This is a genomic window from Lacimicrobium alkaliphilum (assembly GCF_001466725.1).
Taxonomy (GTDB): domain Bacteria; phylum Pseudomonadota; class Gammaproteobacteria; order Enterobacterales; family Alteromonadaceae; genus Lacimicrobium; species Lacimicrobium alkaliphilum_B.
Genome location: NZ_CP013650.1, coordinates 594,120 through 619,072 on the forward strand (window position 1 = coordinate 594,120; position 24,953 = coordinate 619,072).

Consider the following 24,953-nt stretch of genomic DNA (forward strand, 5'->3'; position numbering starts at 1 on the left):
TTTAAAACCTTGTGGGGTTTATGTAAACAAAATGTAATGAGCAGAGTAGGTGATGAAATAAAAAGCTCAAATGCTTTGAGAGAAAATCTCCAAATATGAATAAAAAATTTTATATCTGAATTCTTTTCTCTGGTTTTCTTGAACACGGCCCGGCCGTTGTTAATCTCAAAAGCCCAATCAGATGAATGCAAAAAGGGAGCAACCAATGCAAGCGAGTTTTTCTTTGCAAGGTAAAAAAGCACTGGTAACCGGTGCCAGCCGCGGGCTGGGGCAGGCTATGGCGGTGGCATTGTCAAAGGCGGGTGCTCAGGTAGTGTGTGCCAGTTCCCGGGCTAAGGGTTGTGAACAGACGCTTTCCATCATCAGGGCGGCAGGCGGTGAGGGCAAAGAGGCCGTCGCCGATCTGTCTGACAGTGCCGCAGTTGAAAAGCTGGCGCAGCAGGCACAGGGGGCCTGGGGAGGCATCGATATTCTGATCAATAACGGTGGCACCATTTTCCGCAGCCCGGCCATCGACTATCCGATGCAGGAGTGGAGGCGGGTGTTACAGGTCAATCTGGATGCGGCCTTTGCCCTTTGCCAGACAGTAGGTCGTGGCATGCTGCAGCGGCAACAGGGCAAGATAATTAATATTGCTTCGATGTTGTCTTTCAGTGGTGGCATGACAGTGCCCGCCTATACCGCCAGCAAGCACGCTATTGCCGGACTGACCAAAGCGCTGGCCAATGAATGGGGACAACATAATGTCCAGGTTAATGCCATCGCGCCGGGATACTTCAAAACTGACAATACTGCCGCTCTGCAGCAGGACAAAGTACGTAACGAAGAAATCCGCTCACGTATTCCGGCCGGACGCTGGGGTGAGCCTGAGGATTTAGCCGGTGCCGCGGTGTTTCTTGCCAGCCCCGCCAGCGATTATGTGAACGGTCATATTCTGGCCGTCGACGGCGGCTGGCTGGCGCGCTAACAGGCGCCCGTAAAAAAGAATTCAATGCAACGGATTGCCAAATTACAGGAAATTAACAATGACTGAATACGATGTACGATATGCCATAGGCCAGCAAGAAGTGAAAGGCTATGACACCGGGCAATTGCGGGAGGCCTTCCTGGCTGAAAAGCTGATGCAGGCGGGAAAAGTGTACTGGGTGTACAGCCACTATGAGCGGTTTATGCTGGGCAGTGCCGTTCCGCTGGCAACGCCTTTGTCTCTGGAAAGCATCGATCCCCTTAAGGCGGATTTTTTTCTCGCCAGACGGGAACTGGGCGTGATCAATGTTGGCGGTGATGGCTATGTGATAGCAGACGGCGAGCATTTCGAACTGGCCCGCGAGGAGGCGCTGTATCTGGGGCAGGGTAACAAAGAGGTGAGCTTTCACTCAATGGATAAAGACAAGCCGGCCCGGTTCTACCTCAACTCCGCGCCGGCACATCATGCTTATCCGAACTGCAAAATAGGTAAGCAGGACGCCAATGTTTTGCATCTTGGCAGTCAGGCGACCTCCAATGAACGGGATATTAATCAACTGATTATCAATAAGGTGGTACAAACCTGTCAGCTACAGATGGGGCTGACCCGGCTCAAATCAGGCAGTGTCTGGAATACCATGCCGGCGCATCAGCATGACCGTCGCAATGAGGTGTATTTCTATTTTGACTTGGAGGCTGAACAGGGCATTTGTCACTTTATGGGAGAACCCAGACAGACCCGGCATATCTGGGTTGCCAATGAACAGGCGGTGCTGTCACCGCCCTGGTCGATTCATTGCGGAGTTGGCACCGGCAGTTATGCCTTTATCTGGGGCATGGCGGGCGAAAACCTCGACTATGACGACATGGATAAATATCCGCCAGACCAGCTGCGCTGATAATCGGGTGAACAGAATGATAGTGCGCAAACTGATACCGAGCCTGCTGATTTTAACTCTGCTGAGTGCCTGCAAAGTCCAGGATGACCGGGTGATACTGCGCCTGGGCCATGCACTGGATACTCAGCACACGGTACACAAAGCCATGCAGCATTTTGGTGAGCGTCTGCAGCAGTATTCCGATGGTCAGATGCAGGTGATGATTTATCCCAGCAGCCAGCTGGGCTCGGAACGGGAAATGGTGGAACTGCTGCAAATTGGCAGTCTGGCGATGACCAAAGTGTCGGCCAGTCCCCTAGAGGGCTTTGTGCCGCAAATGAAATTGTTCAGTATTCCCTACGTGTTTCGTGACCGCGAGCATTTCTGGAAGGTTCTTGACAGCGATATTGGTCAGCAGATCCTATCCGGGGTTGAAAAAATGCGTCTCAAGGGCCTGGCGTATTACGATGCCGGCAGCCGCAGCTTTTATACCAATGATGTGCCGGTGCATAGCCCGGAAGACCTCAAAGGCCTGAAGATTCGGGTGTTAAACAGCCCCACTGCAGTAAAGACGGTTCAGGCTCTGGGTGGTTCAGCCACACCGGTGTCCTGGGGTGAACTCTATACTGCATTGCAACAAGGGGTGGTGGATGGCGCCGAAAATAACCCGCCGAGTTACTATCTTTCCCGGCACTACGAAATTTCCCGTTACTACAGCCTCGATGAACACACCTCTGTGCCGGACGTGATCCTGGCCAGTAAAGCAGTGTGGGACGGACTCACGCCCGAGCAGCAAGGCTGGGTGGAGCAGGCCATGGCCGATTCAGTGGAGTATCAGAAGTCGCTCTGGCAGCAGGCATCCGATGAAGCCCTTGAGGCGGTGAAAGCCGCCGGTGTGGAAGTGATTTATCCTGACAAGCAGGCATTTCGGGAAGCTGTGGCGCCTTTTCATGCCTCGCTGGCTGATACCGAAGTGGGCCGGTTAATCCAACGTATCAAGCAGATGTAGGAGTCAGCATGAAGGAATTGATCAAATGGGTGGACAAATGCCTGCAATGGACGCTGATAGCGGCCATGAGTGGTATTTTGCTGGCGGTCAGCTGGCAGGTCCTCTCTCGTTATTTGTTGCGGGATCCGAGTTCGGGGATGGAAGAGTTATCCCGTTATCTGCTGATTTGGATCGGTTTGCTGGGAGCGGCTTATGCCTACCGGACCCGCGCCCATATTGGTCTGAATCTGCTGGTTTCCGGGTTGCCACCGGCGAAAAAGAAAGTTGCCAGAATTGCAGTGGAACTGCTGGTTATCTGTTTTTGTGCCGTGGCCCTGCTCTATGGCGGCAGCCACCTGGTGATGTTAACTCTGGAGCTGGAACAGATCTCTGCGTCCCTGGGTGTCAAAGTGGGCTATGTCTATGCCGTACTGCCACTGTCCGGCGCGTTAATCATATTTTACGGGATTTATCACCTCGGGCTGTTGCTCAGTGATCACCCCTGGGAGGATGATCCATGGAAATGACCGCATTGGTTCTGCTGGGGCTGTTCTTCTTGCTGTTGATTGCCAATGTACCTATCTCGGTGAGCATAGGGCTGGCAACGTTGGTGACACTGCTGATGAGCATGGACTTGCAACCGGCCGCAACCACTATCGCACAGCGGGTCGCCGGAGGCATCGACAGTTTCGCGCTACTGGCCATTCCGTTTTTTATCCTGTCCGGGCTGTTAATGGGCCGTGGAGGCATCGCCAAACGACTGATTGAATGTGCCATGGCCCTGATCGGCGCGCTGCCCGGCGGACTGGCGCTGGTGAATGTGTTGTCCTGTATGTTATTCGGTGCCATCTCTGGTTCCTCGGTGGCTGCCTGCTCTGCCATCGGCAGCTTTATGTTGCCGGAAATGCAGAAAAAGGGTTACAACCCGGGGTTCAGTGCCGCGGTAACCGCTGCCGCTGCCACTACCGGCATGCTGATCCCACCCAGTAATATTCTGATCATCTATGCCATTGCCAGCGGCGGAGTGTCTATTGCGGCACTGTTTATGGCCGGATATCTGCCCGGAATACTGGTGGGCTTGTCGCTGATGCTGGTGTCAGTGGTATACGCAAAACGGCACAATTATCCCCTTGGTGACCGCCTGCCTTTGTCTCTGGTTGTACCCAGGGTGCTGGCGGCGCTGCCCAGTTTATTTCTTATCTTTCTTGTCATTGGCGGCATTATAGGCGGTGTATTCACTGCCACTGAGGCCGGCGCCATTGCGGTGCTGTATTCCTTGTTGTTATCGGTGGGGATTTACCGTGAAGTCAGGGTTCAGGATCTGCCCGGGATTTTACTCAAATCTGCCGAGACCACGGCCATTGTGATGTTGCTGATCGGCACGTCCTCGGCCATGTCCTGGTTACTGGCCTATGAGAATATTCCCCAGACCCTGAGTGATGCATTGCTGACCCTGAGCGATAATCCTCTGATAATTCTGCTGCTGATTAATCTGGTACTGATTGTGGTGGGTGCCTTTCTGGACATGACTCCGGCAGTGCTGATCTTCACCCCCATCTTTATGCCGGTGGCCATGGAACTGGGCATGTCGCAGCTGCAGTTCGGTATTATGCTGGTGCTGAACCTTTCTATCGGGCTCTGTTCGCCGCCGGTGGGCAGTGTGCTGTTTGTGACCTGCGCAGTGGCCAAGATCCGTCTTGAGCAAATCATCAAACCCCTGTTGCCAATGTACCTGGCCATGTTTGCGGTGCTGATGCTGGTGACTTATGTGCCCTGGCTGAGTGAATTTTTACCGGCTCTGTTCGGGTTGTAGGAGTGAACTATGGAACGTTATCTTATCCCAAGTGTTGTGCATGCCTGTGAGGCCTTCCGGCTGTTGACTGAGCATCCCAATGGCATGACGGCGGTGCAACTGGAAGTGGCGCTGGATCTGCCGCGAACCACTGTATTTCGCCTGCTGCGTACCCTGTGTGCAGAGCAGATGGTGGAAAAAAAGGGTAAGAAATATATCTGCGGCATGGGCCTGATGAATCTGGGGCTGCAAATGATTAATTCAGACCGCCTGCATCAGGTGGCGATCCCGCATGTGCAGCGGCTGGCACTGAAATCGGGGCATACGGCACACCTGGCAGTACCCAACCATGGCAGCTCGCTGATTATTGAGGTTTTTGACAGCCCCCATCCCTTAAGGGTGGCCTGCCGTCCCGGCGTCAGGGCGCTGATGCACTGCTCCTCTACCGGCAAAGTGTTCCTGGCCTTTCTTTACTATGAAGATCTGGAGTTGCTGTTTGCCGACAAAGCACTGGAACAGCGAACCGCAAACAGCATTACTGATATCGGTGCGCTGCGCAGGGAATTGCAGCGGGTGGTGGCACTGGGGTACGCCATCGATGATCGTGAATATCATGAGGATGTGCGTTGTCTGGCCGTTCCGGTGCGCGACAGCCGGGGTGTGGTGGTGGCATCCATTGGTATTACCGCGCCGGCTACCGCCTTTCCTAAATCGCAGATACCTGTGGTGGCCGCCATGGTTAAAGAAGCGGCCTGTGGCATCTATAAAGATGCCTTTCAGATGGCGCGTCAACTGGAACAGAGTCTGGCATGAGTATTGTCATGACAGCAGGCTTACATTAACGTCGCCCTATCAGAACAGTAAAGAGTAAGCGAATGAGCGACAAAAAGCCCACAATCAATGATGTAGCCCGACAGGCCGGTGTGTCCAAGCGCACGGTGTCAAGGGTGCTGAACGGCTCAGCCAGTGTCGGTGAAAGAACCCGCATACTGATCCAGCAGGTGATCGAAAAGCTGGATTACTCGCCGGACAAGCAGGCCAGAGGGCTGGCATCCAGTCGCTCTTACCTGTTGGGACTGATTTATGACAACCCCGATGCCTTGTATATCGATCAGGTGCAGCGGGGTGTACTGGATATCTGTACGCGCCGGGGTTACGAACTGGTGGTGCATCCCTGCCAGTATCAGAGCAAGAATCTGGTGCAGGAAAGTCTGAGCTTTATCCGCCGCTCACGTATCGACGGAGTGATTGTATTGCCGCCGGTATCGGAGTCCAGAGAACTGGCTGCGGCGCTGCGTGAAGAGGGGTGTCAGTACGTGCGCATGGCCTCGGTGGATCTGGATGATCATGCCAATATCGTAGTGTCTGACGATCGCGCCGCAGTCAGTGAGATGGCGCGCTATTTTGTGTCCCTTGGCCATCAGCACATAGGTTTTATCAGCGGGCCGCTGAATTATCGCTCTTCGACAGAGCGTCTTGAGGGGTTTCGCGACAGTTTGCGGGCCCAGGGCCTGGATCTGACGCAGGACAGTATTGCAGAGGGGCGCAACAGCTACGACAGTGGCCTTGAATGTGCTAACAGATTGCTCTCTCAGAACCCGCGTCCTACCGCTATTTTTGCCAATAATGATGAAATGGCAGCGGCGGTGCTGCGGGTGGCGGTGAGCATGAACATTCGTGTGCCGGAGCAATTATCGGTGGCGGGTTTTGATGACAACATACTGGCATCCAGGATCATCCCTTCGTTGACCACTATTCAGCGTCCGGTCGCCGCCATGGCAACCCTGGCGGCACAGAAAATTATTCAGGCCATAGAAAGTCATGGCAATCAGGTTCAACGGGATGACTTTCTGGTCAAGCCCCATTTGATCATTCGCGAATCCGCAGGCCCATACTCGGATAATTAATATTACCGGGGCCGTGCAATTGTTTTATTTACAGGAGTCAAATATGAAAATGCTCGCCCCGCTAACAGGATCTTTGCTGTGCGTTATCTTATTGCTGTTCAGTTCAGTGTCTCTGGCTCAGAGCCAGCCCACAGACTGGGCGCAGAAGATGACCGCTTCGGAAATCAAACGTAATCCACAGGCCTGGGCAATAGAGGGCTATACCAAACCCAAATGGAACTACACCCAGGGGCTGGTGCTGTACGCAATGAGCCGGGTATACCAGCAGCAGCCGGATGAGAAGCTGCTGGCATATATCAAAGAGTATGCCGATACGCTGATTGATGAGCGTGGAGAGATCCGCGGCTACGAGATGGAAAAATACAATATCGATATGATTAATGCCGGTAAAATACTGTTCTTTTTGCATGAACAGACCGGTGATCCCCGTTATGTCAGGGCCATGCATATTTTGCGTCAGCAGCTCTCTGAACAGCCCCGAACCAGCGAAGGCGGATTCTGGCATAAAAAAATCTACCCGTTCCAGATGTGGCTGGATGGCCTGTATATGGGCGCACCCTTTTATGCCGAATATGCAAACTGGTTCAGTGAAGGTAAGGCAAGCTTTGATGATATCGCCCTGCAGTTTCGCCTGATTGAACGCCACGCCAAAGATCCACAGACCGGCTTGCTGTATCACGGCTGGGATGAGAGCCGTCAGCAGCGCTGGGCCGATCCGCAGTCAGGCACCTCCGCAAACTTCTGGTCCCGTTCGCTGGGCTGGTATGCCATGGCGCTGGTGGATGTATTGGATCAGTTCCCCAAAGGTCACCCGGATCGGGCCTTTCTGAAACATAGTCTGGCCAGTCTGGCACAAGCCGTCAGTCAGTATCAGCATGACTCCGGCTTGTGGTATCAGGTTACCGATCAGGGCGACAGAGAGGGTAACTATCTGGAAGCTTCCGGTACCAGTATGTTTGTTTACGCCTTTGCCCGTGGGGTGAATCAGGGCTATCTGGATCCGCGCTTTATGGCAGTGGCAAAGAAAGGTTTTGAGGGCCTGACCGGGGAACTGATCAAAAACCATGATGATGGCGAGATCACCCTGACACAGGTCTGTGCCGTGGCCGGTCTGGGAGGGGATCCCTACCGTGATGGCAGCTTTGAGTATTATGTGAATGAGAAAAAACGTGATAACGATCCCAAAGCCACCGGGCCTTTTATTCTGGCTGCATTGGAATTGAGTCGCTGAGGTGTCACTGCTGGCAGTGAATCCATGACAATATTTCTAATGTTAATATTTTGTAATAGTTACGCTGAATTAATTGACGGTTGAAGCTTATTTTAGCTACAATGCCACCGGTGGCATAAAGTGACAATTACTCCCCGGAAGCCGTCAATATTGAAATTATTGTGACCTGTAGCGACAGGCCACTGACAGGAAACAGGAGCTGGACATCATGCAAAGACGTACCCTACTAAAAACCATGCTAGCCCTGGGAGTCAGTGCCGCCCTGCCTGGATGTGCCAGGCAGGTGCAGCATGCTTCGCCTTTCAGTGCCTCTGACTGGCAACAGGCAGACAGTATCCGTCAATCGATCCGTCCAACAGAATTCCCGGACAAGGATTTTCTGCTCACAGACTTCGGTGGCCTGGGTGATAACAAATCCGATAATACATCCGCCTTTGCAGCCGCCATCAATACCTGTCATGAAGCCGGTGGTGGTCGTGTGGTTGTGCCGCCGGGGAAGTATCTGACCGGGCCTATCCATCTGCGCTCCAATGTGAACCTGCACCTGTCGCAGGATGCCACTATTGGTTTTATTCCCGAGCCTGAGCGTTATCTGCCAGCGGTATTTACTCGTTGGGAAGGGGTGGAACTGATGAGCTATTCGCCGCTGATCTACGCCCATGAGCAACAGAATATCGCCATCACAGGTAAAGGTGTGCTGGATGGCATGGCTGATGACAATACCTGGTGGCCCTGGAAAGGCGAAACCAGCCATGCCCATTGGCGTATTGACCCGGTAGAGAAAACCCAGGGGCCGGCGCGCACAAAATTGTTTGCCGATGCCGAACGCGGTATCCCGCCACAGCAGCGTCATTATGCCGAGGGGGCCTATCTGCGGCCGCCTTTGTTGCAGCCTTATTCCTGCCAGCGGGTGCTGATTGAAGGGGTCACCATTACCAATTCACCCTTCTGGCTGATTAACCCGGTACTCTGTGAAGATGTGGTGGTAACAGGCGTAACCTGTCGCAGTCACGGGCCGAACTCAGACGGTTGCGATCCCGAATCCTGCAACAGGGTACTGATTGAAGACTGTTACTTTGATACCGGCGATGATTGCATTGCCCTTAAATCCGGCCGTAACAACGACGGCAGGCGCATTGATGTGCCCTGCCAGAATGTGGTGGTATCAGGTTGCAAGATGCGTGACGGCCATGGCGGTATCGTAATTGGCAGTGAAATTTCCGGTGGCGCGCGAAATATCTTTCTGGAGAACTGTGAGATGAGCAGCCCGAATCTGGACAGGGCCATTCGTATCAAAACCAACTCACTGCGCGGCGGACTGATCGAAAATATCCGAATCCGCAATGTCGAGGTCGGCCAGGTTACCGATGCCATCGTAATCAACTTTCATTATGAAGAAGGCGATGCCGGTGACTTTGACCCTGTGGTACGTAATATCGAAATTGCTGGTCTGAAGGTCAGACAGGCCCGCCACGCCTTTATGATCCGCGGTTTTGAACGGGCACCTATACGTCAGTTACGGCTGTCGGACTGTAATTTTGAAAACGTTGATAAACCGCACGTGATTGAGCATGTGGAGAATCTCACATTGGATCAGGTCAGCGTGGACGGAGACCTGCTCAGTGTCAGTGATGTGCTCAGTAATCAGGAGGCACAGGGCTCATGAGTACACAACAGGCGCTTTTGCATATTCATCCGAATGACAATGTGCTGGTGGCCAGCCGCGATCTGCAGGCCGGACAGACTTTCTCAGAATTTTCACTGACTCTGGCTGAAGATATCCCCGCAGGACACAAAGTGGCCCTCAGGAACATCGGCGGCGGTGAGCCGGTGCGTAAATATGGTTTTGAGATCGGTGCCGCGACCACAGATATCCGCGCCGGAGAACATATACACAGCCACAACCTGAAAACCTGCCTGTCGCATCAGCAATCCTACCAGTATCAGCCTCAGAACAGTGAGCCGGACGAGATACAGGACCCGCCCACTTTTATGGGCTACCGGCGTAAAAACGGCAAGGTCGGCATCCGCAACGAAGTCTGGATTATCAACACCGTAGGCTGTGTTAACCGCACGGCACAGAGAGTGGCGGAGATCTGCAATCAAAGGTTTGCCGGCCAGGCCGATGCTTTTGTGGCCTTTACCCATCCCTATGGTTGCTCGCAGTTAGGCGATGACCTGAAAGACACCCGCGCTATTCTGGCGGCCCTGGCGGGGCATCCGAATGCTGGCGCAGTGCTGATTGTGGGCCTGGGTTGTGAGAACAATCAGCTTGGAGCCTTACTCGAACAGGCTGGCGAGCTGGATAAAGAGCGGGTGCGTTTTTTCAATTCACAACAGGTCATGGACGAAGTTGAGGAGGGGGTGCAGGCCATCGAACAGATGCTGCCCCTGCTGGCAAAGGACAAGCGCACCCCGTGCCCGGCGTCAGAACTGGTGCTGGGCATGAAATGTGGCGGTTCAGATGCCTTCAGTGGTATCACTGCCAATCCGCTGGTGGGGCGGATGTCTGATCGGATCACCGCCAACGGCGGCACCGCGTTGTTGACGGAAACGCCGGAGATGTTCGGTGCCGAGCAGATCCTGATGAACCGGGCCAGAGACCAGCAGGTATATGAACAGATTGTTTCGCTGGTACAGAGCTTCAAACAATACTTTATCGACCATGACCAGCCTGTGTATGAAAACCCCTCACCGGGCAATAAGGCCGGCGGTCTGACCACCCTGGAAGAAAAGTCTCTCGGTGCTATCCAGAAGGGCGGCCAGGCCAGGGTCAACCAGGTACTGGATTATGCTCAGCCGGTGTCACAAAAAGGGCTGGTGCTGTTACAGGCGCCGGGCAACGACGCCGTCTCCTCAACGGCACTGGCCGCCAGTGGTGCGCATATGGTGCTGTTTACTACTGGCCGTGGCACACCTTTAGGCTTTCCGGTGCCCACAGTAAAAATTGCCTCTAACTCAGATCTGGCCGCACGCAAACCACACTGGATCGACTTCAATGCCGGTCAGATATTAGATGGCGTATCCAGGGACGATGCGGAGCACCAATTGTTCAGTCAACTGCTGGAAATTGCTTCAGGAAAGCCGACCCGTAACGAAGAAAATGAATGCCGGGAGATCGCCATCTGGAAACGGGGCGTCACCCTTTAACGAAAACTGGAGTCATCATGTCTGATAAGACCCTGCAATTGCATCCCGATCGTCTGTTCCCTACTGACGCCAGGGTGCGGGATATTGCCCGCAGTCTGTATAACGAGGTTAAAGACCTGCCCATTGTCAGTCCTCATGGCCATACAGACCCACGCTGGTTTGCCTATGATGAGAATTTTGGCAATGCCACTGAGCTGTTTATCCGTCCAGACCACTATGTATTCAGGATGTTGTATAGCCAGGGTGTGCCGCTGGAGTCATTGGGGATCGGTCGCCAGGACGATGCGCCGGTGGAACAGGATCCACTGAAGATCTGGCAGTTGTTTGCCCGCCATTATCGTCTGTTTCGCGGCACTCCATCGCGGATGTGGCTGGATACTGTCTTCAGTGAGGTGTTTGGCCTGACACAGGTGCTGGATGAGAACAGCGCCGGGCATTATTATGAAACCATTACCCGCCAGCTGGCTACCGATGCCTTTAAGCCCCGGGCGCTGATGGACAGATTTAATATCGAGCTGATCGCCACCACTGAAGGCGCGCTGGATCCCCTTGCCCATCATCAGCATATCAGTGGCACACCCTGGGCCAAACGAGTGATCACCACCTTCAGGCCCGATGACGTGGTGGATGCGTCCAGAGAAGATTTTGCCGACAATATTCGTGCACTGGGGGAGATGACCGGTGAGGATACCCAGAGCTGGCAGGGCTATCTGCAGGCGCTGCGTATTCGTCGCGAGGTATTTCGCCGCCACGGTGCTACTGCTACCGATCATGGTCACCCCACTGCGGCAACGTCGGATCTGTCGCAGGGCGAATGTGAGAGTCTGTTTGCCCGTTGTTTATCCGGCAAGGCCAATGCCGGTGAGCAGGAGCTGTTCCGGGCTCAGATGCTGACAGAGCTTGCCGGCATGAGTCTGGAGGATGGCATGGTGATGCAGATCCACCCCGGGGCCTACCGTAACCATAACCCTCTGGTGTTTAACCATTTTGGTCGGGATAAAGGCGCAGATATGCCCTCTCAGACCGAATATGTGCAGGCACTAAAGCCATTGCTGGATAAATACGGTAATGAGGCGAAGCTGAATATTATTCTGTTTACTCTGGATGAAACCACCTATGCCCGCGAACTGGCGCCCCTGGCCGGCCACTATCCCTGTCTTAAGCTGGGACCGGCCTGGTGGTTCCATGACAGCCCGGAAGGCATGCTGAGATTCCGGCACCAGGTCACAGAAACAGCAGGTTTTTATAATACCGTCGGTTTTAATGACGACACCCGGGCCTTTCTGTCCATACCGGCGCGCCATGATGTGGCCCGGCGTATCGATTGTCGCTTTCTGGCACAGTGGATTGCCGAGCACCGGATCACCGAGCAGGAAGGCCATGAACTGGCCTATGATTTAACCTACAGACTGGCGAAGCAGGCATATAAGCTGGGGGATGCATGAGTTACCCAGCGCAATCGTCAGTGAGTTTGCCACCGGTGGCTAAGTTATGCCAGAAGGAGAGCGGTAATGTCGTTGCTTAACCAACAATCTCTGACGAATTTACCTGACGCCATTAAAGTGCCCGGCTATAACCGGGCAAAGGCTGGCATAGGGATTGTGCATCTGGGCCCCGGCGCCTTTCATCGCGCCCATCAGGCGGTGTTTACCGACGACGCCCTGGCTCTGGGAGGAGACTGGGCCATCAGCGCCGTTTCCATGCGCAGCAAGGGCCTGCGTGACAGCCTTAAACAGCAGCAAAATTTATACACCCTCGCCGTTCTGGATCATCAAAGCCGTTATCAGGTCATCGGCGCGATTAAGGAAGTTCTGGTACTGGATGAGGATCGTACAAAGGTAATGGAGCGGCTTACCGCCGCCACTACCCATATCGTCACCCTGACGGTGACCGAAAAAGGCTATTGTCTGAATGGCCAGGGATTGCTGGCCCTGGAGCATAAAGATATTCGTCATGATCTGGCCAATCCGGGTACTCCCATCAGCGCCATAGGATTACTGGTGCTGGCCCTTAAACAACGCTTTGAAAAAGGGCACGAGCCACTGACCATCATCAGTTGTGACAATCTGGCCGACAATGGCCATAAACTGGCCCAGGCGGTACTCGCCTTTGCCGCACAATCTGATACCCGTCTGGCCGCCAGAATCGCCGATGAGGTAAGTTTTCCCTGCACTATGGTGGACAGCATTACGCCGGCCACAGACGAGGCTCTGATTGAGCAGGTTGCGGATGCGCTGGGCGTTGAAGATCAGTGGCCGGTGCAGCGTGAGGCCTTCAGCCAGTGGGTTATTGAAGACAAATTCAGCGGACCCAGACCGCCCTGGGATCAAGTCGGGGTGACCTTTACCGCTGATGTCAGCGGTTATGAAAATGCCAAGCTGAGGCTGCTCAATGGCAGCCATTCTACCCTGGCTTATCTGGGGCTGGGCTGTGGTTATGAAACCGTGTATCAGGCGATGCAGAATCCGCATTTACAGCGTTTTGTACAACGCCTGTTCGAACAGGAAATCATTCCCTCATTGAAGCCTCCGGCTGAGCTGGACTTGCATCAATACAGCCGGGCGATTCTTGAACGTTACGCCAACCCCCATATCCGCCATATGTTGTCGCAAATCGCCTGGGACGGCTCACAGAAACTGCCCTTCAGATTACTCAGAACCATTAATGACAATCTGGCCGCGGATCGCAGTATTAGCAGGCTTTGTGTCGGGGTGGCCGCCTGGTTGCAGTTTCTGGTCAGTAAGGCCCGCACCGGTGCCAAGCTCACTGATCCGCTGGCAGCCAAATTGCTGGAGGTTGCCCGGGGCTGTGATGGCAATGCCGCTGCAGACGTACAGGCGTTTCTGGCTTTGTCTGAGGTATTTGTGCCTGAGTTGTCGGCCAACCAGGTATTTGTGGAACAGTTAACTCAGGGCTATCAGCGTCTGTCGACGCTTTCTGCTGACAGTCTGGGGCAGATACTGGGAGATCTGCTATGAACTGGCGGGGCAGGACATCTTCTGCTGCTGAAAAGATAGTACCGCCTCGTCTGGGCCGGAGGTAACATGAGTCGGATCATCTTTGGTGAAGTCATGGTGGAATTGTCGCAAACCTCAGAGGGGCTTTATCGCCAGGGATTTGCCGGTGATACCTATAACACCGCTATTTATCTTAAACGCCTGAGTCCTGAGCAGCAGGTGAGTTATCTGACGGCCGTGGGAGAAGATAACCTCAGCGACCAGTTGGTGAGCAGGATGCAGCAGGAAGGGCTGGATACCCGGATGGTGTACAGGATGCAGGACAAGACCCTGGGGCTGTATATGATCAGTACCGACTCTCAGGGTGAGCGCAGTTTCAGCTACTGGCGCAGTGATTCTGCGGCGCGCAGCACTCTGGCATTGCTGGCACAGGACAGTGGCCAGGAGCAACTCGAAGACTGCCAGAGTTTTTATTTTTCCGGCATTTCACTGGGCATATTGTCCGATGCAGACAAAGAAGGCCTGCTGATGCTGGTGGCAAAGCTCAGACAGCGGGGCTGTCAGATTATTTTTGACCCCAATTACCGGCCCCGGCTCTGGCGGAATGTGGAGCAGGCCCGGGCCTGGACCGACAGAGCCTATGAACTGGCAGATTTGGCCTTTCCCGGTACCGACGATCATCTGGCCTTATATGGCCATGGTAACGGTCTGGATATTATTCGCCACGTGCAGGGGCTGGGCGTCAGCGAAATCGTGCTGAAAAGTGGTGAGAAGGGTATTCAGGTGGTAAGCCCACAGCAGCATTGCATTGTGCCCGTGTTCAGGGTGGAAAACGTGGTGGATACCACCGCTGCCGGTGATGCCTTTAACGGCGGCTATATGGCGGCCAGGTTCTGCGGATACTCGCCGCGGGAAGCGGCGCAGCAGGGCGCGCGGATTGCTGCAAAAGTGATTGGGTTTGCCGGTGCCATAATCGATATCGCATAAGAGCCTGAATTTAAAGTGACGGATAAGGAAAAAATGATGTTAGTCAGATCAGTATTGGTGGCGGTACTCACAGTGGGATTATCCTTTTCAGTGGCCGCTGCACAGAGGCTTCATCTGGTGGGTGATTCCACCATGTCCGATAAGGTTAATCCGGCCTACCCTGAGCGGGGGTGGGGGCAATTGTTGCCGGGTTTTCTTAGCCCAGAGGTGGAAGTGATCAACCGGGCTGCCAACGGTCGCAGTACCCGGCGTTTTGTTAACGAAGGGCGCTGGCAGGCACTGCTGGATGACCTGCAGGCCGGGGACTATGTGCTGATCCAGTTTGGCCATAACGATCAGAAAAAATCCGACCCAGAGCGTTATGCCTCGGTGGATAAAGATTATCCGGCCTTTCTGCGCCAGTTTATCCGCCAGGTGCAGGAAAAAGATGCCACGCCTATGCTGGCCAGCTCCATCTGCAGGCGGCATTTCGATGAAAATGGCGAGCTGAAACTGAATCTGGCTGACTATGCACAGGCAGCCAGAATGGTGGCGAAAGAGGAGCAGGTGACGTTTTTTGACTTACAAAAACTCAGTTGTGACTTTATTCAGCAGCAGGGGCCGGTAAACAGCCAGCCTTATTTTATTCAGGTACCGGCGGATTTGTATCAGAAATTTCCTGAGGGTAAGACTGACAATACCCACCTGACCCTGCAGGGCGCCAGCAGAATTGCACAGCTATTCGTGCGAGAGCTTAAACGTCAACAACATCCATTGGCAGCACAGGTGGTCAGGGAAAGGCTCTGAGCCGGACGGTTACAGAACATATTTTACAGGCTGAGCGCGCCGTCCCAGTCTTTGGGCAGCACCTGGCGGCGTAGCAGCTGGCACTGCTCAATATGGTGGTTCAGCAGAGTATCGCCGGGGCACAGATGGCTGGCTTCCACAAAGCAGGCAATGGCCTCATCCCACTGGCGGGCACGGCGGTGGGCGATGCCTTTTTCTAACAGTGGGGCACAGGCCAGCTTCTGCTGTTTAATGTCATCGTTCTGATGGGCGATGATCTCGTAAATCTCCACCGGGTTTTTCTTGCCCTTGACCCGCACCCAGTCCATCAGACGATATTCGTATAACGCTCTGGCCTCTGCGGTATCCAGCAGTTGTGCGCTGACCAGAATATCCGCTTCATATTGCGGGGCCAGAGACTCCAGCCGGTAGGCGATATTAACGCTGTCACCAATAACGGTGGTGTCCATTCTGTCTTCAGAGCCGACAGTGCCGAGGATCACCGGGCCAAAGTGAATACCAATGCCAATATTGATCGGCGGGTAGCCTGAGTTGCTGCGATGCTGATTGTACTGCATCACCGCTTTACGCAGCGCCAGTGCCGCTTTGATGCTGTCCCGCGCCTTGTCTTTATTGGTGCCACCAGGATGATCAAACAGCGCCATAATGGCATCGCCGATAAACTTGTCGATAAATCCGCCATTGGTATGAATCGGCTCATTCATGCGCATAAAGTAAGAGTTGAGAAAGTTCATCAGCTCCTGTGGTGACATGCGCTCCGAGAGGCCGGTAAAACCGCGGATATCACAAAACAGGATCGCCACTTCATCTTCGTCTGCCCGGCCCAGCTCCAGCGTATCCAGACCATGTTTGGCAAAATGCTCGGCAAACTGGCGCGGCACGAATTTTTCGAAGGTTTTGCTGATGCGTGCCGCCTGTTCATTATGCGGGGACTGGCCCACAGAATAATCGGTCGGGGCCTGAAAAATGTGGGACTCCAGTTTTACCACCGGACGGCGATAGGCCACTCTGGCCTGGCGCAGCAGGCTGGCGAGGATCACCACCAGTACCGCAAGAAAGACGCAGGTGGCAATCAGCAGCAGTGTCACAGGGTGGGAAAACAGCTCCGTCATCATGATTCAGGTCATACTCATACTGAGGCCCGACAATCCCTGTCGCTTAATCATCACAGGCTCGCCAGCACTTTATCGGCGGCGCGCAGCGTTTGCTCAATGATCTCATCATCATGAGCGGCGGAGACAAATCCGGCCTCATAAGAAGCGGGTGCCAGGTACACGCCCTCATTCAGCATGCCATGATAGAACGCATTAAACTGCTGTTGATTACAGTTAATCGCCTGCTGGTAATTGGTGACCCGCTCAACATCGGTAAAGAACAATCCGAACATACTGCCGGCATAGTTAATGCTCATCTCAATGCCGTGCTTGTCTGCCAGGGCTTTAAAGCCTTTGGCGAGCTTTTCGGTGCGTTCACTCAGCAACTCATACAGGCCGGGTTTTTGAATAGCAGTCAGGGAGGCGAGTCCCGCTGCCATAGCGACCGGATTACCCGACAGAGTACCGGCCTGATACACCGGCCCGGATGGGGCAATATGGGACATTATTTCACGTTTGCCGCCAAAGGCACCAACGGGCATACCGCCGCCTATGACTTTACCCAGGCAGGTCAGATCGGGCTTGATGCCGTAATGGGCCTGGGCGCCGCCAAGGGCAACGCGAAAACCTGTCATCACCTCATCCAGGATCAGAACGGTGCCATATTCGTCACAGATATCCCGCAGCCCTTGTAAAAAGCCTTCTACGGGTGGAATACAGTTCATATTGCCGGCCACCGGCTCAACGATAATACAGGCTATTTGTTCGCCCACCTCAGAAAACGCCTGGCGCACGGAGTCGAGATTATTGTATTCAACGGTCAGCGTGTGCTGCGCCACATCAGCAGGAATACCGGGGGAGCTGGGTACGCCCAATGTCAGTGCACCAGAGCCGGCTTTGACCAGCAGGGAGTCGGCATGGCCGTGATAGCAGCCTTCAAACTTAAGAATTTTATCCCGTCCGGTATAACCACGGGCCAGACGAATGGCACTCATGGTAGCTTCGGTGCCTGAGTTAACCATGCGCACCATATCCATCGAGGGCACCAGCTTGCTGACCAGTTCGGCAATATGAATTTCGGCCTCGGTGGGGGCGCCAAAACTCAGACCTTTTTCTACCGCCGCCAGCACCGCCTTTTTGATATCCGGATGATTGTGGCCCAGCACCATGGGGCCCCAGGACTGTACATAGTCGATATAGCGCTTGCCATCGGCATCAAACAGATAAGGGCCGTCGGCCTTGTCGATAAACACCGGCGTACCGCCGACAGCTTTAAACGCCCGTACCGGCGAATTCACACCGCCGGGAATATGTTGTTGTGCCCGTTCAAACAATTCTATGGATTTTTGCATAATACCTTCGTCATTGCGGTGAACCTGCTTACAGGCTCACAGATTTTGTTTACTGCTGTACCACTGCACATCGCAGTCGTACTTTTCGACGATCTCTTCCACCCCAAGGGTTAGCGCAAACAGGGCCATTCGGATCAGCACACCGTTATCAACCTGACGAAAAATCGCCAGATTCGGATTCAGGTTGAGATCGTTATCCAGTTCATTGGCATCGGCCCGCGAGTCTCTGGGCAGAGGGTGCATGATCACGGTTTTAGACTGAAAATGCCGGGTGTAGATATCCTGATTCAGGCGAAAACGGCCCCGGTACTTGTTGGCTTCCAGTTGTGACTCAAAGCGTTCTTCCTGGATGCGGGTCTGATAGCAGATATCCGCATCCATACTGCCTTCCAGTTGTTCCGTGACTTTAAAGGAATGGCCCGCTGCCGCGATGAGCTCCAGTATCGAATCAGGCATGGCAAGTTCTTTGGGAGAGATCAGCGTAAAGCGGATATTTTTATACAGGCTCAACAGCTTCGACAGTGAATGCACAGTACGGCCATGTTTAAGGTCGCCAATCATGGCAATGTGCATGCCGTCGATACTGTGACCATGAAACTGTAGTTCTTTACTGATGGTGTACAGATCCAGCAGTGCCTGAGTGGGATGCTCATTGGCACCGTCACCGCCGTTGATGACTGGTACCCGGCTGCCTTCGGCAAACTCGGCTACCGAGCCGGCATCGGGGTGACGCATGGCGACGATATCAGAATAGCTCGACAGTACCCTGGCCGTGTCGTAAAGGGATTCGCCTTTGGATAAGGCTGAGGTGGCCATACCGGCAGTTTCCCGTACCTCACCACCGAGCAGGTTAAAGGCGGTGCCAAAGCTTACCCTGGTACGGGTACTGGCTTCGAAAAACAGATTACCCAGTATCGCGCCATCCAGCACTTTGGTTCGTTTCAGGCGATGGGCATAGGGGCGCATTCTGTCTGCCACCGCAAAAATCTCGGCAATGCTGTCGGGATCGAACTGGCTGACGGAGAGAATATGCTGACCTCTGAACTGATTCATTAACTGGCAACCTGTTGGACGGCAAAAGTGCGGCAATTTTAGCAAGGCTTAGGGGTTATACCAATCACTGATTGTGCGGATAAATTGTTATGATAGGTATTAACTTACATTCCTTATAATGGTTTGCCATGCCAGCAGATACTGGCCTGCAGTCCGGGGCTGGTTTAACTTTAATCAGACACCGGCAGGAACTTCCACCGGTGCATGTCAGAATCAAGAGGATTAAGGTTATGATTATTCTGGTTGGTGGTGAAAAAGGCGGCAGTGGAAAAAGTTGTCTGGCACAGAATATCGCTGTTTACCTGCGTACCGAGCGCAACGCGTCGGTATTGATGGTGGATTGCGATCCGCAACGTACCACGTCTGACTGGATTCAGGAGCGGAATAATAACAACAAAGAACTGCCCAATATCAATTGTGTTCAGTTATACGGCAAAATACGCAATGAGCTGTTGAGCCTCAGAAATCATTATGATTATGTGGTGATTGACTGCGGGGGGCAGGACAATCTGGCCCTGCGCTCTTCCATGGCGGTGGCCGACCATATACTGATCCCGCTGCGCCCCAAACGTCGTGATCTGAAAACCGTGCCGCATATGGAAGACATTGTCTCCACCTGCAAGATGGTCAACCCGAAAATGAATGTGGCATTTCTGATTACCCAGTGCCCGTCGTTACCCTCGCTGGCGCCGCGCATTATTGAAGCCAAAGAAGTTTGTCGTTCCTTTGAGATCCCGGTGCTGAACTCGGTTACCTTCAGCCGCAATATGTATGATGACAGTGAAGAGCTGGGGCTATCGGTGATGGAAAATGAACCTCAGGGCAAAGCTGCCAATGAGATCCGCGCCATAGTTGATGAGTTGTTCGCCCGAGCCAAAGGAGAGAAGCATGACCTTCGCCAGTTTGAAGAAAAGCTCGCCGTCGGCCAGTCCTGAGGCAATCAGTGTCGATGAATTTATCGAAGACGCGGAAAACTATGCCCGCGGGCTGAACAAGATCGTTCGCCTGCATCCTTCAGTGGCGGCAACTGAAGAAGGGCATTGTGAACCTTTAAGAACCACCAGCGTGACACTCACCAAAGAGGCCAGGGAGAAACTCGACCTGTTGGCCTCAGCAACAGGCGTTTCCCGCTCCAGGCTGGTGCGCATCTGGTTAGCCGGTGTCGAAGTCGAGCTGGAAAAAGCGCTCTACCTGGCCAGCCAGGTTCGTTAAAAGTGTAGGGTCGACTTCAGTCGACCGTTCTTTCAGACGCTCGCAAAATACTATTTAAATCCCTTATCGAGTAATGTCCGTTGTCTTCGCAGCTATTTAAAGCTCTTCCTGGTATCGCGTATCATCAGCCCACATCACTCAGAGCTTAGAGATTTCTGATAATAAACTGCTAAGCTCAATTACCCATTCAAAAAAGAGCAAAGCAATGCGTATCATCGGCGCAGGCGTAGGACGTACAGGAACTTATTCACTTAAACTGGCAATCAATGAGCTTGGCCTCGGCCCCTGCCATCATATGGAAGAAGTGCTACATAATATGGATTTGCAGGTACCCCTTTGGAAGGATGCATTGCGTGGAGAGGCAGACTGGTCTGCCATCTACGCCAATTACAACAGTGCGGTTGACTGGCCAACGGCAGGGTATTTCCGCGAACTCTATGATGCATTCCCCGATGCCAGATTTATCTTAACTCACCGCGATCCAGAGAGCTGGGCAAGTAGTTTTGGCTCCACCATTTATACGCTGTTGAGCACCAGAGGTGATGCGCCTCAGGAAATGCGTGACTGGCTGGATATGTGCGCTGGCGTGATTGAAAAAACCGGCTTTCCCTCCGGCCTTGAACATCAACAACTAAAGGACGCCTTTATCGCTCACAATGAAGCGGTTAAAGCGACCATTCCGGCCAGGCAATTATTGGTCTTTGAGGTAAAAGAAGGCTGGCAACCGCTCTGCGATTTTCTTGAACTGCCCGTGCCTGATAAACCTTTTCCAAGAACCAATCACCGACAGGAATTCTGGGACAGGGTATCGGGTAAGATTTAAAAGTTGGTTAATCCGGTTGGTATCAGTCACCGTCGGGTATCTGAAGGGTTGATCGGTTCTGGCAACAGAAGATCACAATAGCGTTTGCACTGCGCAAACTCACCCGTTGCAGTGTTTTGATTCGAGGCTTTTAATACGCGATTTACCCTGTTATCGCGCTTATCAGGTGGGAAGTCACATAAAGGATATGACTATTCCGCCCAGTAACCATGCAAACGCGAGCAGAGTGAACACAGAAAGAACCTTATCGGTAAGGGATGTACTGTCTTGGTGATCATGATCACACTGAGCTTGCTTCGCCCGGTACCACAACCAAACCAGAACACAATTAATGGTAAACAGAATGGCATTCAGAACTGACTGATAGTTGAGTTTGAAAAATTCGCGATCACCGGGTGCCGTCACGGCGGTAAAGTCAGGCAGCAAACCCAAAAAAGCAAGACTGTAATGCATCACAAGGGCGGCGATGACGATCGCTACTAACATCAGGGCCAACAGGTACAGAGCCATTTTCCAGCCATAATATTTCGCGTTAATACGCAGTACCGGCAGCACCACAAGATCCGAAAAGATAAACGCCATGACGCCGGCAAAGGTTACTCCCTGCCCAAACAAAACAGCCGCCAGTGGAATATTTCCCATTGAGCCAATAAAGGTGAAAAATGCCGCTATTGGCCCAATCAGTGTCTGGGCCAGAACTTCGGGAAAACCTGGGTTGGCAGCATTCTCACCCGCAGAACCAACAAACAAGGTCTGGAAAAAGCTCTGTGGAACCATAGCGGAAATAATACCGGCCACAGTGAAACCAATCAGCACATCTCTCCATACCATCTGCCATTCCATGACGTAGGTTTGCCCGATCTTTTCCCAGGATTGCATGCTGGCAAGCCGGGTTTTCCAGTGCATCTGACTATTTTCGTCCTCGTCTTGTTCGTCATTCTGTTGCTGGCGGGCCTGAGCTATCAAGCGTTTTGGTCGTGTGATCCGAATAAGAGCCCAGGTAATCAGAATCAAAATAATACCGCCGACATATTCTCCGACTACAAATTGCCAACCCAGAAAAATTGCGATCACCATCCCAAGCTCAATAACGAGATTAGTTGATGCCAGCATAAAGGCCATTGAGGGGGCCAGACCTGCCCCTTTGTTGAATATAGCGCGAGTAGTGGATAACGCGGAGAAACTACAGGAGCTTGAAATGAAGCCGAAAAAGGTACCGAGGAGCATGCTTCGAGGGCCATCTTTGCCCATTGCCTGTTGCATACGGGAGCGTGTGATAAACACCTGAATCAGGCTGCTGACGAGATAACCCAGTATAAAGGCCCACAGGGCCATCCAGAAAAATCCTATACTGGTTATTGCCGCTTCACTCCATAGTTGAAGAAAGTTTTCCACGAGGCACTCCCCTGTTACGAGCGAAGTTCATAACCTAACACATGGGCTGGCAAACCCAAAAAAACAGCCAGGTTGGGTAGTAAGTGCTCCGTTCTCAGCGCACAGCATTCAGCTTCTGACTTTCCGGGCGCAGGGAAGACAACACAAAGGATAGCTGCAATCTGTAGGTCCGATTTCAGCCGGATACTTTTGTTTTTGGCTCTATTGATTGCATATCGAGAAAAAAGGGCGGCTATGTGCCAGAAGCGGACGTTAACGCTTGCAGCAAGGACGCGAAGTCAGGAGCGTCCCTTGCTTGCAATTGTTAGGGTTTGTAACGCATGAAGTAGTCGCTCTTTATCTGAGTCATCTGCATTTCTAATATCTTCAACTAGTTTTTGTATCGGGTTTTGATTAGCATTCAACGCTTTTTTCTTTTTTACCACTTCTTTCAATCGATATATCTTGCATTGCTTGATAGTTTCGCAACCCTTGTCATTCAACCCTTCATATATTACATCGTCATGTATAGCTATGCAGGAAAAGTAATCGTCAAAGTGTGGGTGAATGATGATCAGATTAGTTCCACTTCGTGGGTATCGTTTGATAGGCTTAGCTAAAACATTTTTTTTGCCTTTAGATGTGTTGCAACCGGGGCAGGAAAGAGCCAGATTCTTAGCGTGGAAAGTGAATTGAGAATATTGACACTTAGGTATAACATGCTCTATATCAACCGCCTTAATATCAAACCCTAGCTCTGTCCTACAATAACAACATCTATTGTCTTGCTTAGGTCTTAGGTAATCAATAATTTTGGTCTTGATATTATCAAAAGCGGACTTTTCCCAATCACTATGCGATTGAAAATGCCTATCTACTATCTTTGTCTCATCACTTGAAAGCTCATAAGGCTCACTAATTCGTGAATACATTTCCTATATACCCAATTTCAACAATGCTTTGATGACATCTTTTAGAGGATCTACGTTTTTTAGATTAGGTAGGTATTTTTCAAAGGCACCTATTAACTCTTGATATCTGTCACTGTTTATTTTCCCTTCTGCTACGAGCTCCAAAGCTTCAGAGATATTCTTGGACAAGTAATAATTTCTGGTTGAAGGCATGTCAAAAACATTTAACAATACATCTTCTGCAGATAAACCATTGGTTTCCTCTTCTATATATTCAACATCAATTTCTGATTTCTTTCCCTCTCTGAAATGAACAATATGTGATCGCCCCAATGGCAAATCTGAAATCAAGAAATGAGAGTGAGTTGCTATAACCACATGACAGCCAGTTTTTTGGCTAATTAATCTATCAATTAGTTCTACATATTTATACTGCCAAGAAGGATGTAAGCTAATTTCTGGCTCATCAATAACAATCAGCGAATCGTTATCTAGATTAGGAATCAACGCAATAAGAGTTGACAAAATGCTTGCTTCACCGGAGCTGGCATCTGAAAAGTCAAATTCGCCACCGTCTTTTTTAAACAAATTTATCGATGGACCTCGAACTAAATCAAACTTTCGCAAATCTTCCAAAAAGGAGTAAAGCTCTTCATGAAACAAAACTATCTCGGTGTTTTCTCGTTTTTCATTTTGGGCCGAGAAATTAACTACAAACGAAAACTGTAATCTCTTTTCAGGACGGCTAGCTTTACCAAGAATATAGTTATAAGCATTGGCTATATCTTCCCAGTACTGGTCAGGACGACTCTCTAATTCTCTTCGGAACATATCTGCTCTCATTCCACCCCTTCGATCAGACAACTCCTCAAGATGCCTTTTGAAAACAGCTCCTGACACTATCCCATCCTGCTCTTGAAAGTATCTTGGCCTGCTAATTTCGTATGATAACTTAACGATTGGCTCATATTTCAAATAGTCAAAAATGTGCCTATAACTTCTGTTGTGAATCTGTTCTCCAACACTAGCAATTAGTGTCGTCATTGCCCTATCCATTAGAGCTCTACTTGACGCCCGTCCAGGCGTACTTCTTGGCCCTAGATATGTATAGCATTCCCGTTTGTAGTCAATGGATTCTCTTTTTTTTAGGTAGTCGCGCCTATTGAAATTGTCGCTTGAGAACTTGTCAGATAAACTTGTTGTAACAGCAATAATCTTCGAAGGGATGTCTAAGCCATTTCCCGCGAAAAGTTCTTTTTTTGTATTTCTGTCAAGAGCTTTTTTGCCATGCTTTTTCTCTATCCGAAAGTGTTCATTATTTATGACGTAACTCAGGCAGTAATCAACTTTCATCCTTCTTCTATTTTCACCAGCATCTCGGAAAGCCTCCACTAGGCTGGATATATATCGACTCTTGCCGGTACCGTTGTTTCCTATGATGACAGTAAAATAATTATCGTCACGATTCACACATTTCTTAGATAAATAGACG

The 24,953-nt window shown here is 51.9% G+C and carries 23 protein-coding genes; 17 read left to right on the top strand and 6 right to left on the bottom strand.

What is annotated here, in order from left to right; all coding sequences use genetic code 11:
- Positions 1-205: 205 nt before the first annotated feature.
- The 14 genes from kduD (at position 206) to AT746_RS02900 (ending at position 15,642) form a co-directional block, all read left to right on the top strand.
- The gene (gene kduD, locus AT746_RS02835) at positions 206-967 is read left to right on the top strand and encodes a 2-dehydro-3-deoxy-D-gluconate 5-dehydrogenase KduD (protein ID WP_062476131.1); all 762 of its coding nucleotides are present in this window, start codon (positions 206-208) and stop codon (positions 965-967) included.
- 58 nt (positions 968-1,025) lie between these two features.
- Positions 1,026-1,865, top strand: coding sequence for a 5-dehydro-4-deoxy-D-glucuronate isomerase (kduI, locus tag AT746_RS02840; protein WP_062476133.1), 840 nt, complete (start codon positions 1,026-1,028; stop codon positions 1,863-1,865).
- 16 nt (positions 1,866-1,881) lie between these two features.
- Entirely contained in the window at positions 1,882-2,853 is a 972-nt protein-coding gene (locus tag AT746_RS02845) for a TRAP transporter substrate-binding protein (RefSeq protein ID WP_062476136.1), read from the top strand.
- Between the two features lie 8 nt (positions 2,854-2,861).
- Positions 2,862-3,359: a TRAP transporter small permease gene (locus AT746_RS02850; protein WP_062476138.1), complete on the top strand. Its 498-nt coding sequence runs from the start codon at positions 2,862-2,864 to the stop codon at positions 3,357-3,359.
- The gene (locus AT746_RS02855) at positions 3,350-4,645 is read left to right on the top strand and encodes a TRAP transporter large permease (protein WP_062476140.1); all 1,296 of its coding nucleotides are present in this window, start codon (positions 3,350-3,352) and stop codon (positions 4,643-4,645) included. The genes AT746_RS02850 and AT746_RS02855 overlap by 10 nt, the downstream gene beginning before the upstream one ends.
- A 9-nt stretch (positions 4,646-4,654) precedes the next feature.
- The gene (locus AT746_RS02860; protein ID WP_062476143.1) at positions 4,655-5,437 is read left to right on the top strand and encodes an IclR family transcriptional regulator; all 783 of its coding nucleotides are present in this window, start codon (positions 4,655-4,657) and stop codon (positions 5,435-5,437) included.
- A gap of 62 nt (positions 5,438-5,499) precedes the next feature.
- A complete protein-coding gene (locus tag AT746_RS02865) occupies positions 5,500-6,531 on the top strand; it encodes a LacI family DNA-binding transcriptional regulator (RefSeq protein ID WP_062476147.1) in 1,032 nt (343 codons plus the stop codon).
- Between the two features lie 43 nt (positions 6,532-6,574).
- Positions 6,575-7,762, top strand: coding sequence for a glycoside hydrolase family 88/105 protein (locus AT746_RS02870; protein ID WP_197414314.1), 1,188 nt, complete (start codon positions 6,575-6,577; stop codon positions 7,760-7,762).
- 199 nt (positions 7,763-7,961) lie between these two features.
- Positions 7,962-9,428, top strand: coding sequence for a glycosyl hydrolase family 28 protein (locus AT746_RS02875; RefSeq protein ID WP_420480310.1), 1,467 nt, complete (start codon positions 7,962-7,964; stop codon positions 9,426-9,428).
- On the top strand, positions 9,425-10,912 hold the full coding sequence (locus AT746_RS02880) for a UxaA family hydrolase (RefSeq protein ID WP_062476154.1): 1,488 nt from the start codon (positions 9,425-9,427) through the stop codon (positions 10,910-10,912). Before AT746_RS02875 ends, AT746_RS02880 begins: the two co-directional genes overlap by 4 nt.
- A 17-nt stretch (positions 10,913-10,929) precedes the next feature.
- Positions 10,930-12,357 carry a glucuronate isomerase gene (uxaC, locus tag AT746_RS02885; protein ID WP_062476157.1) on the top strand — a complete coding sequence of 476 codons (1,428 nt, stop codon included), beginning with the start codon at positions 10,930-10,932 and terminating at the stop codon, positions 12,355-12,357.
- A gap of 66 nt (positions 12,358-12,423) precedes the next feature.
- Positions 12,424-13,890: a mannitol dehydrogenase family protein gene (locus AT746_RS02890; protein ID WP_062476160.1), complete on the top strand. Its 1,467-nt coding sequence runs from the start codon at positions 12,424-12,426 to the stop codon at positions 13,888-13,890.
- Between the two features lie 66 nt (positions 13,891-13,956).
- Positions 13,957-14,856, top strand: a complete 900-nt coding sequence (locus AT746_RS02895; RefSeq protein WP_062476162.1) for a sugar kinase — start codon at positions 13,957-13,959, stop codon at positions 14,854-14,856.
- Positions 14,857-14,889: 33 nt separating this feature from the next.
- Positions 14,890-15,642: a rhamnogalacturonan acetylesterase gene (locus AT746_RS02900; protein WP_156413608.1), complete on the top strand. Its 753-nt coding sequence runs from the start codon at positions 14,890-14,892 to the stop codon at positions 15,640-15,642.
- 23 nt (positions 15,643-15,665) lie between these two features.
- On the opposite strand, the gene AT746_RS02905 is transcribed toward AT746_RS02900, so the two are convergent.
- The 3 genes from AT746_RS02905 to AT746_RS02915 are packed head-to-tail and all read right to left on the bottom strand — an operon-like array spanning position 15,666 to position 19,141.
- A complete protein-coding gene (locus tag AT746_RS02905; protein ID WP_062483905.1) occupies positions 15,666-16,754 on the bottom strand; it encodes an adenylate/guanylate cyclase domain-containing protein in 1,089 nt (362 codons plus the stop codon).
- A gap of 53 nt (positions 16,755-16,807) precedes the next feature.
- On the bottom strand, positions 16,808-18,088 hold the full coding sequence (hemL, locus tag AT746_RS02910; protein ID WP_062476165.1) for a glutamate-1-semialdehyde 2,1-aminomutase: 1,281 nt from the start codon (positions 18,086-18,088) through the stop codon (positions 16,808-16,810).
- Between the two features lie 36 nt (positions 18,089-18,124).
- A complete protein-coding gene (locus tag AT746_RS02915; RefSeq protein WP_062476168.1) occupies positions 18,125-19,141 on the bottom strand; it encodes an aspartate carbamoyltransferase in 1,017 nt (338 codons plus the stop codon).
- Between the two features lie 230 nt (positions 19,142-19,371).
- Here AT746_RS02915 and AT746_RS02920 point away from each other — a divergent pair, with 230 nt between their 5' ends.
- The 3 genes from AT746_RS02920 to AT746_RS02930 all read left to right on the top strand — a co-directional run bounded on the left by AT746_RS02920 (position 19,372) and on the right by AT746_RS02930 (position 21,176).
- Complete coding sequence (locus AT746_RS02920; protein WP_062483907.1) at positions 19,372-20,076, top strand: AAA family ATPase; 705 nt, start codon at positions 19,372-19,374, stop codon at positions 20,074-20,076.
- Positions 20,030-20,353: a ribbon-helix-helix protein, CopG family gene (locus AT746_RS02925; RefSeq protein WP_062476171.1), complete on the top strand. Its 324-nt coding sequence runs from the start codon at positions 20,030-20,032 to the stop codon at positions 20,351-20,353. Before AT746_RS02920 ends, AT746_RS02925 begins: the two co-directional genes overlap by 47 nt.
- Positions 20,354-20,558: 205 nt before the next feature.
- Positions 20,559-21,176 carry a sulfotransferase family protein gene (locus AT746_RS02930; protein ID WP_062476174.1) on the top strand — a complete coding sequence of 206 codons (618 nt, stop codon included), beginning with the start codon at positions 20,559-20,561 and terminating at the stop codon, positions 21,174-21,176.
- Between the two features lie 174 nt (positions 21,177-21,350).
- Here AT746_RS02930 and AT746_RS02935 read toward each other — a convergent pair whose 3' ends face one another.
- The 3 genes from AT746_RS02935 to AT746_RS02945 all read right to left on the bottom strand — a co-directional run bounded on the left by AT746_RS02935 (position 21,351) and on the right by AT746_RS02945 (position 24,931).
- A complete protein-coding gene (locus tag AT746_RS02935) occupies positions 21,351-22,571 on the bottom strand; it encodes a permease (RefSeq protein WP_062476177.1) in 1,221 nt (406 codons plus the stop codon).
- A 278-nt stretch (positions 22,572-22,849) separates the two neighbouring features.
- Positions 22,850-23,482, bottom strand: coding sequence for an HNH endonuclease (locus AT746_RS02940; protein WP_062476180.1), 633 nt, complete (start codon positions 23,480-23,482; stop codon positions 22,850-22,852).
- Between the two features lie 3 nt (positions 23,483-23,485).
- Complete coding sequence (locus AT746_RS02945; protein ID WP_197414315.1) at positions 23,486-24,931, bottom strand: ATP-binding protein; 1,446 nt, start codon at positions 24,929-24,931, stop codon at positions 23,486-23,488.
- Positions 24,932-24,953: the final 22 nt, after the last annotated feature.

Coding starts and splice junctions, on each gene's coding strand:
- AT746_RS02920 (WP_062483907.1), top strand. CDS start 19,372: ATGATTATTCTGGTTGGTGGTGAAAAAGGCGGCAGTGGAAAAAGTTGT.
- AT746_RS02855 (WP_062476140.1), top strand. CDS start 3,350: ATGGAAATGACCGCATTGGTTCTGCTGGGGCTGTTCTTCTTGCTGTTG.
- AT746_RS02930 (WP_062476174.1), top strand. CDS start 20,559: ATGCGTATCATCGGCGCAGGCGTAGGACGTACAGGAACTTATTCACTT.
- AT746_RS02860 (WP_062476143.1), top strand. CDS start 4,655: ATGGAACGTTATCTTATCCCAAGTGTTGTGCATGCCTGTGAGGCCTTC.
- AT746_RS02900 (WP_156413608.1), top strand. CDS start 14,890: ATGATGTTAGTCAGATCAGTATTGGTGGCGGTACTCACAGTGGGATTA.
- hemL (WP_062476165.1), bottom strand. CDS start 18,088: ATGCAAAAATCCATAGAATTGTTTGAACGGGCACAACAACATATTCCC.
- AT746_RS02890 (WP_062476160.1), top strand. CDS start 12,424: ATGTCGTTGCTTAACCAACAATCTCTGACGAATTTACCTGACGCCATT.
- AT746_RS02895 (WP_062476162.1), top strand. CDS start 13,957: ATGAGTCGGATCATCTTTGGTGAAGTCATGGTGGAATTGTCGCAAACC.
- AT746_RS02850 (WP_062476138.1), top strand. CDS start 2,862: ATGAAGGAATTGATCAAATGGGTGGACAAATGCCTGCAATGGACGCTG.
- AT746_RS02865 (WP_062476147.1), top strand. CDS start 5,500: ATGAGCGACAAAAAGCCCACAATCAATGATGTAGCCCGACAGGCCGGT.
- AT746_RS02940 (WP_062476180.1), bottom strand. CDS start 23,482: ATGTATTCACGAATTAGTGAGCCTTATGAGCTTTCAAGTGATGAGACA.
- AT746_RS02870 (WP_197414314.1), top strand. CDS start 6,575: ATGAAAATGCTCGCCCCGCTAACAGGATCTTTGCTGTGCGTTATCTTA.
- kduI (WP_062476133.1), top strand. CDS start 1,026: ATGACTGAATACGATGTACGATATGCCATAGGCCAGCAAGAAGTGAAA.
- AT746_RS02905 (WP_062483905.1), bottom strand. CDS start 16,754: ATGACGGAGCTGTTTTCCCACCCTGTGACACTGCTGCTGATTGCCACC.
- uxaC (WP_062476157.1), top strand. CDS start 10,930: ATGTCTGATAAGACCCTGCAATTGCATCCCGATCGTCTGTTCCCTACT.
- AT746_RS02925 (WP_062476171.1), top strand. CDS start 20,030: ATGACCTTCGCCAGTTTGAAGAAAAGCTCGCCGTCGGCCAGTCCTGAG.
- AT746_RS02880 (WP_062476154.1), top strand. CDS start 9,425: ATGAGTACACAACAGGCGCTTTTGCATATTCATCCGAATGACAATGTG.
- AT746_RS02915 (WP_062476168.1), bottom strand. CDS start 19,141: ATGAATCAGTTCAGAGGTCAGCATATTCTCTCCGTCAGCCAGTTCGAT.
- AT746_RS02845 (WP_062476136.1), top strand. CDS start 1,882: ATGATAGTGCGCAAACTGATACCGAGCCTGCTGATTTTAACTCTGCTG.
- kduD (WP_062476131.1), top strand. CDS start 206: ATGCAAGCGAGTTTTTCTTTGCAAGGTAAAAAAGCACTGGTAACCGGT.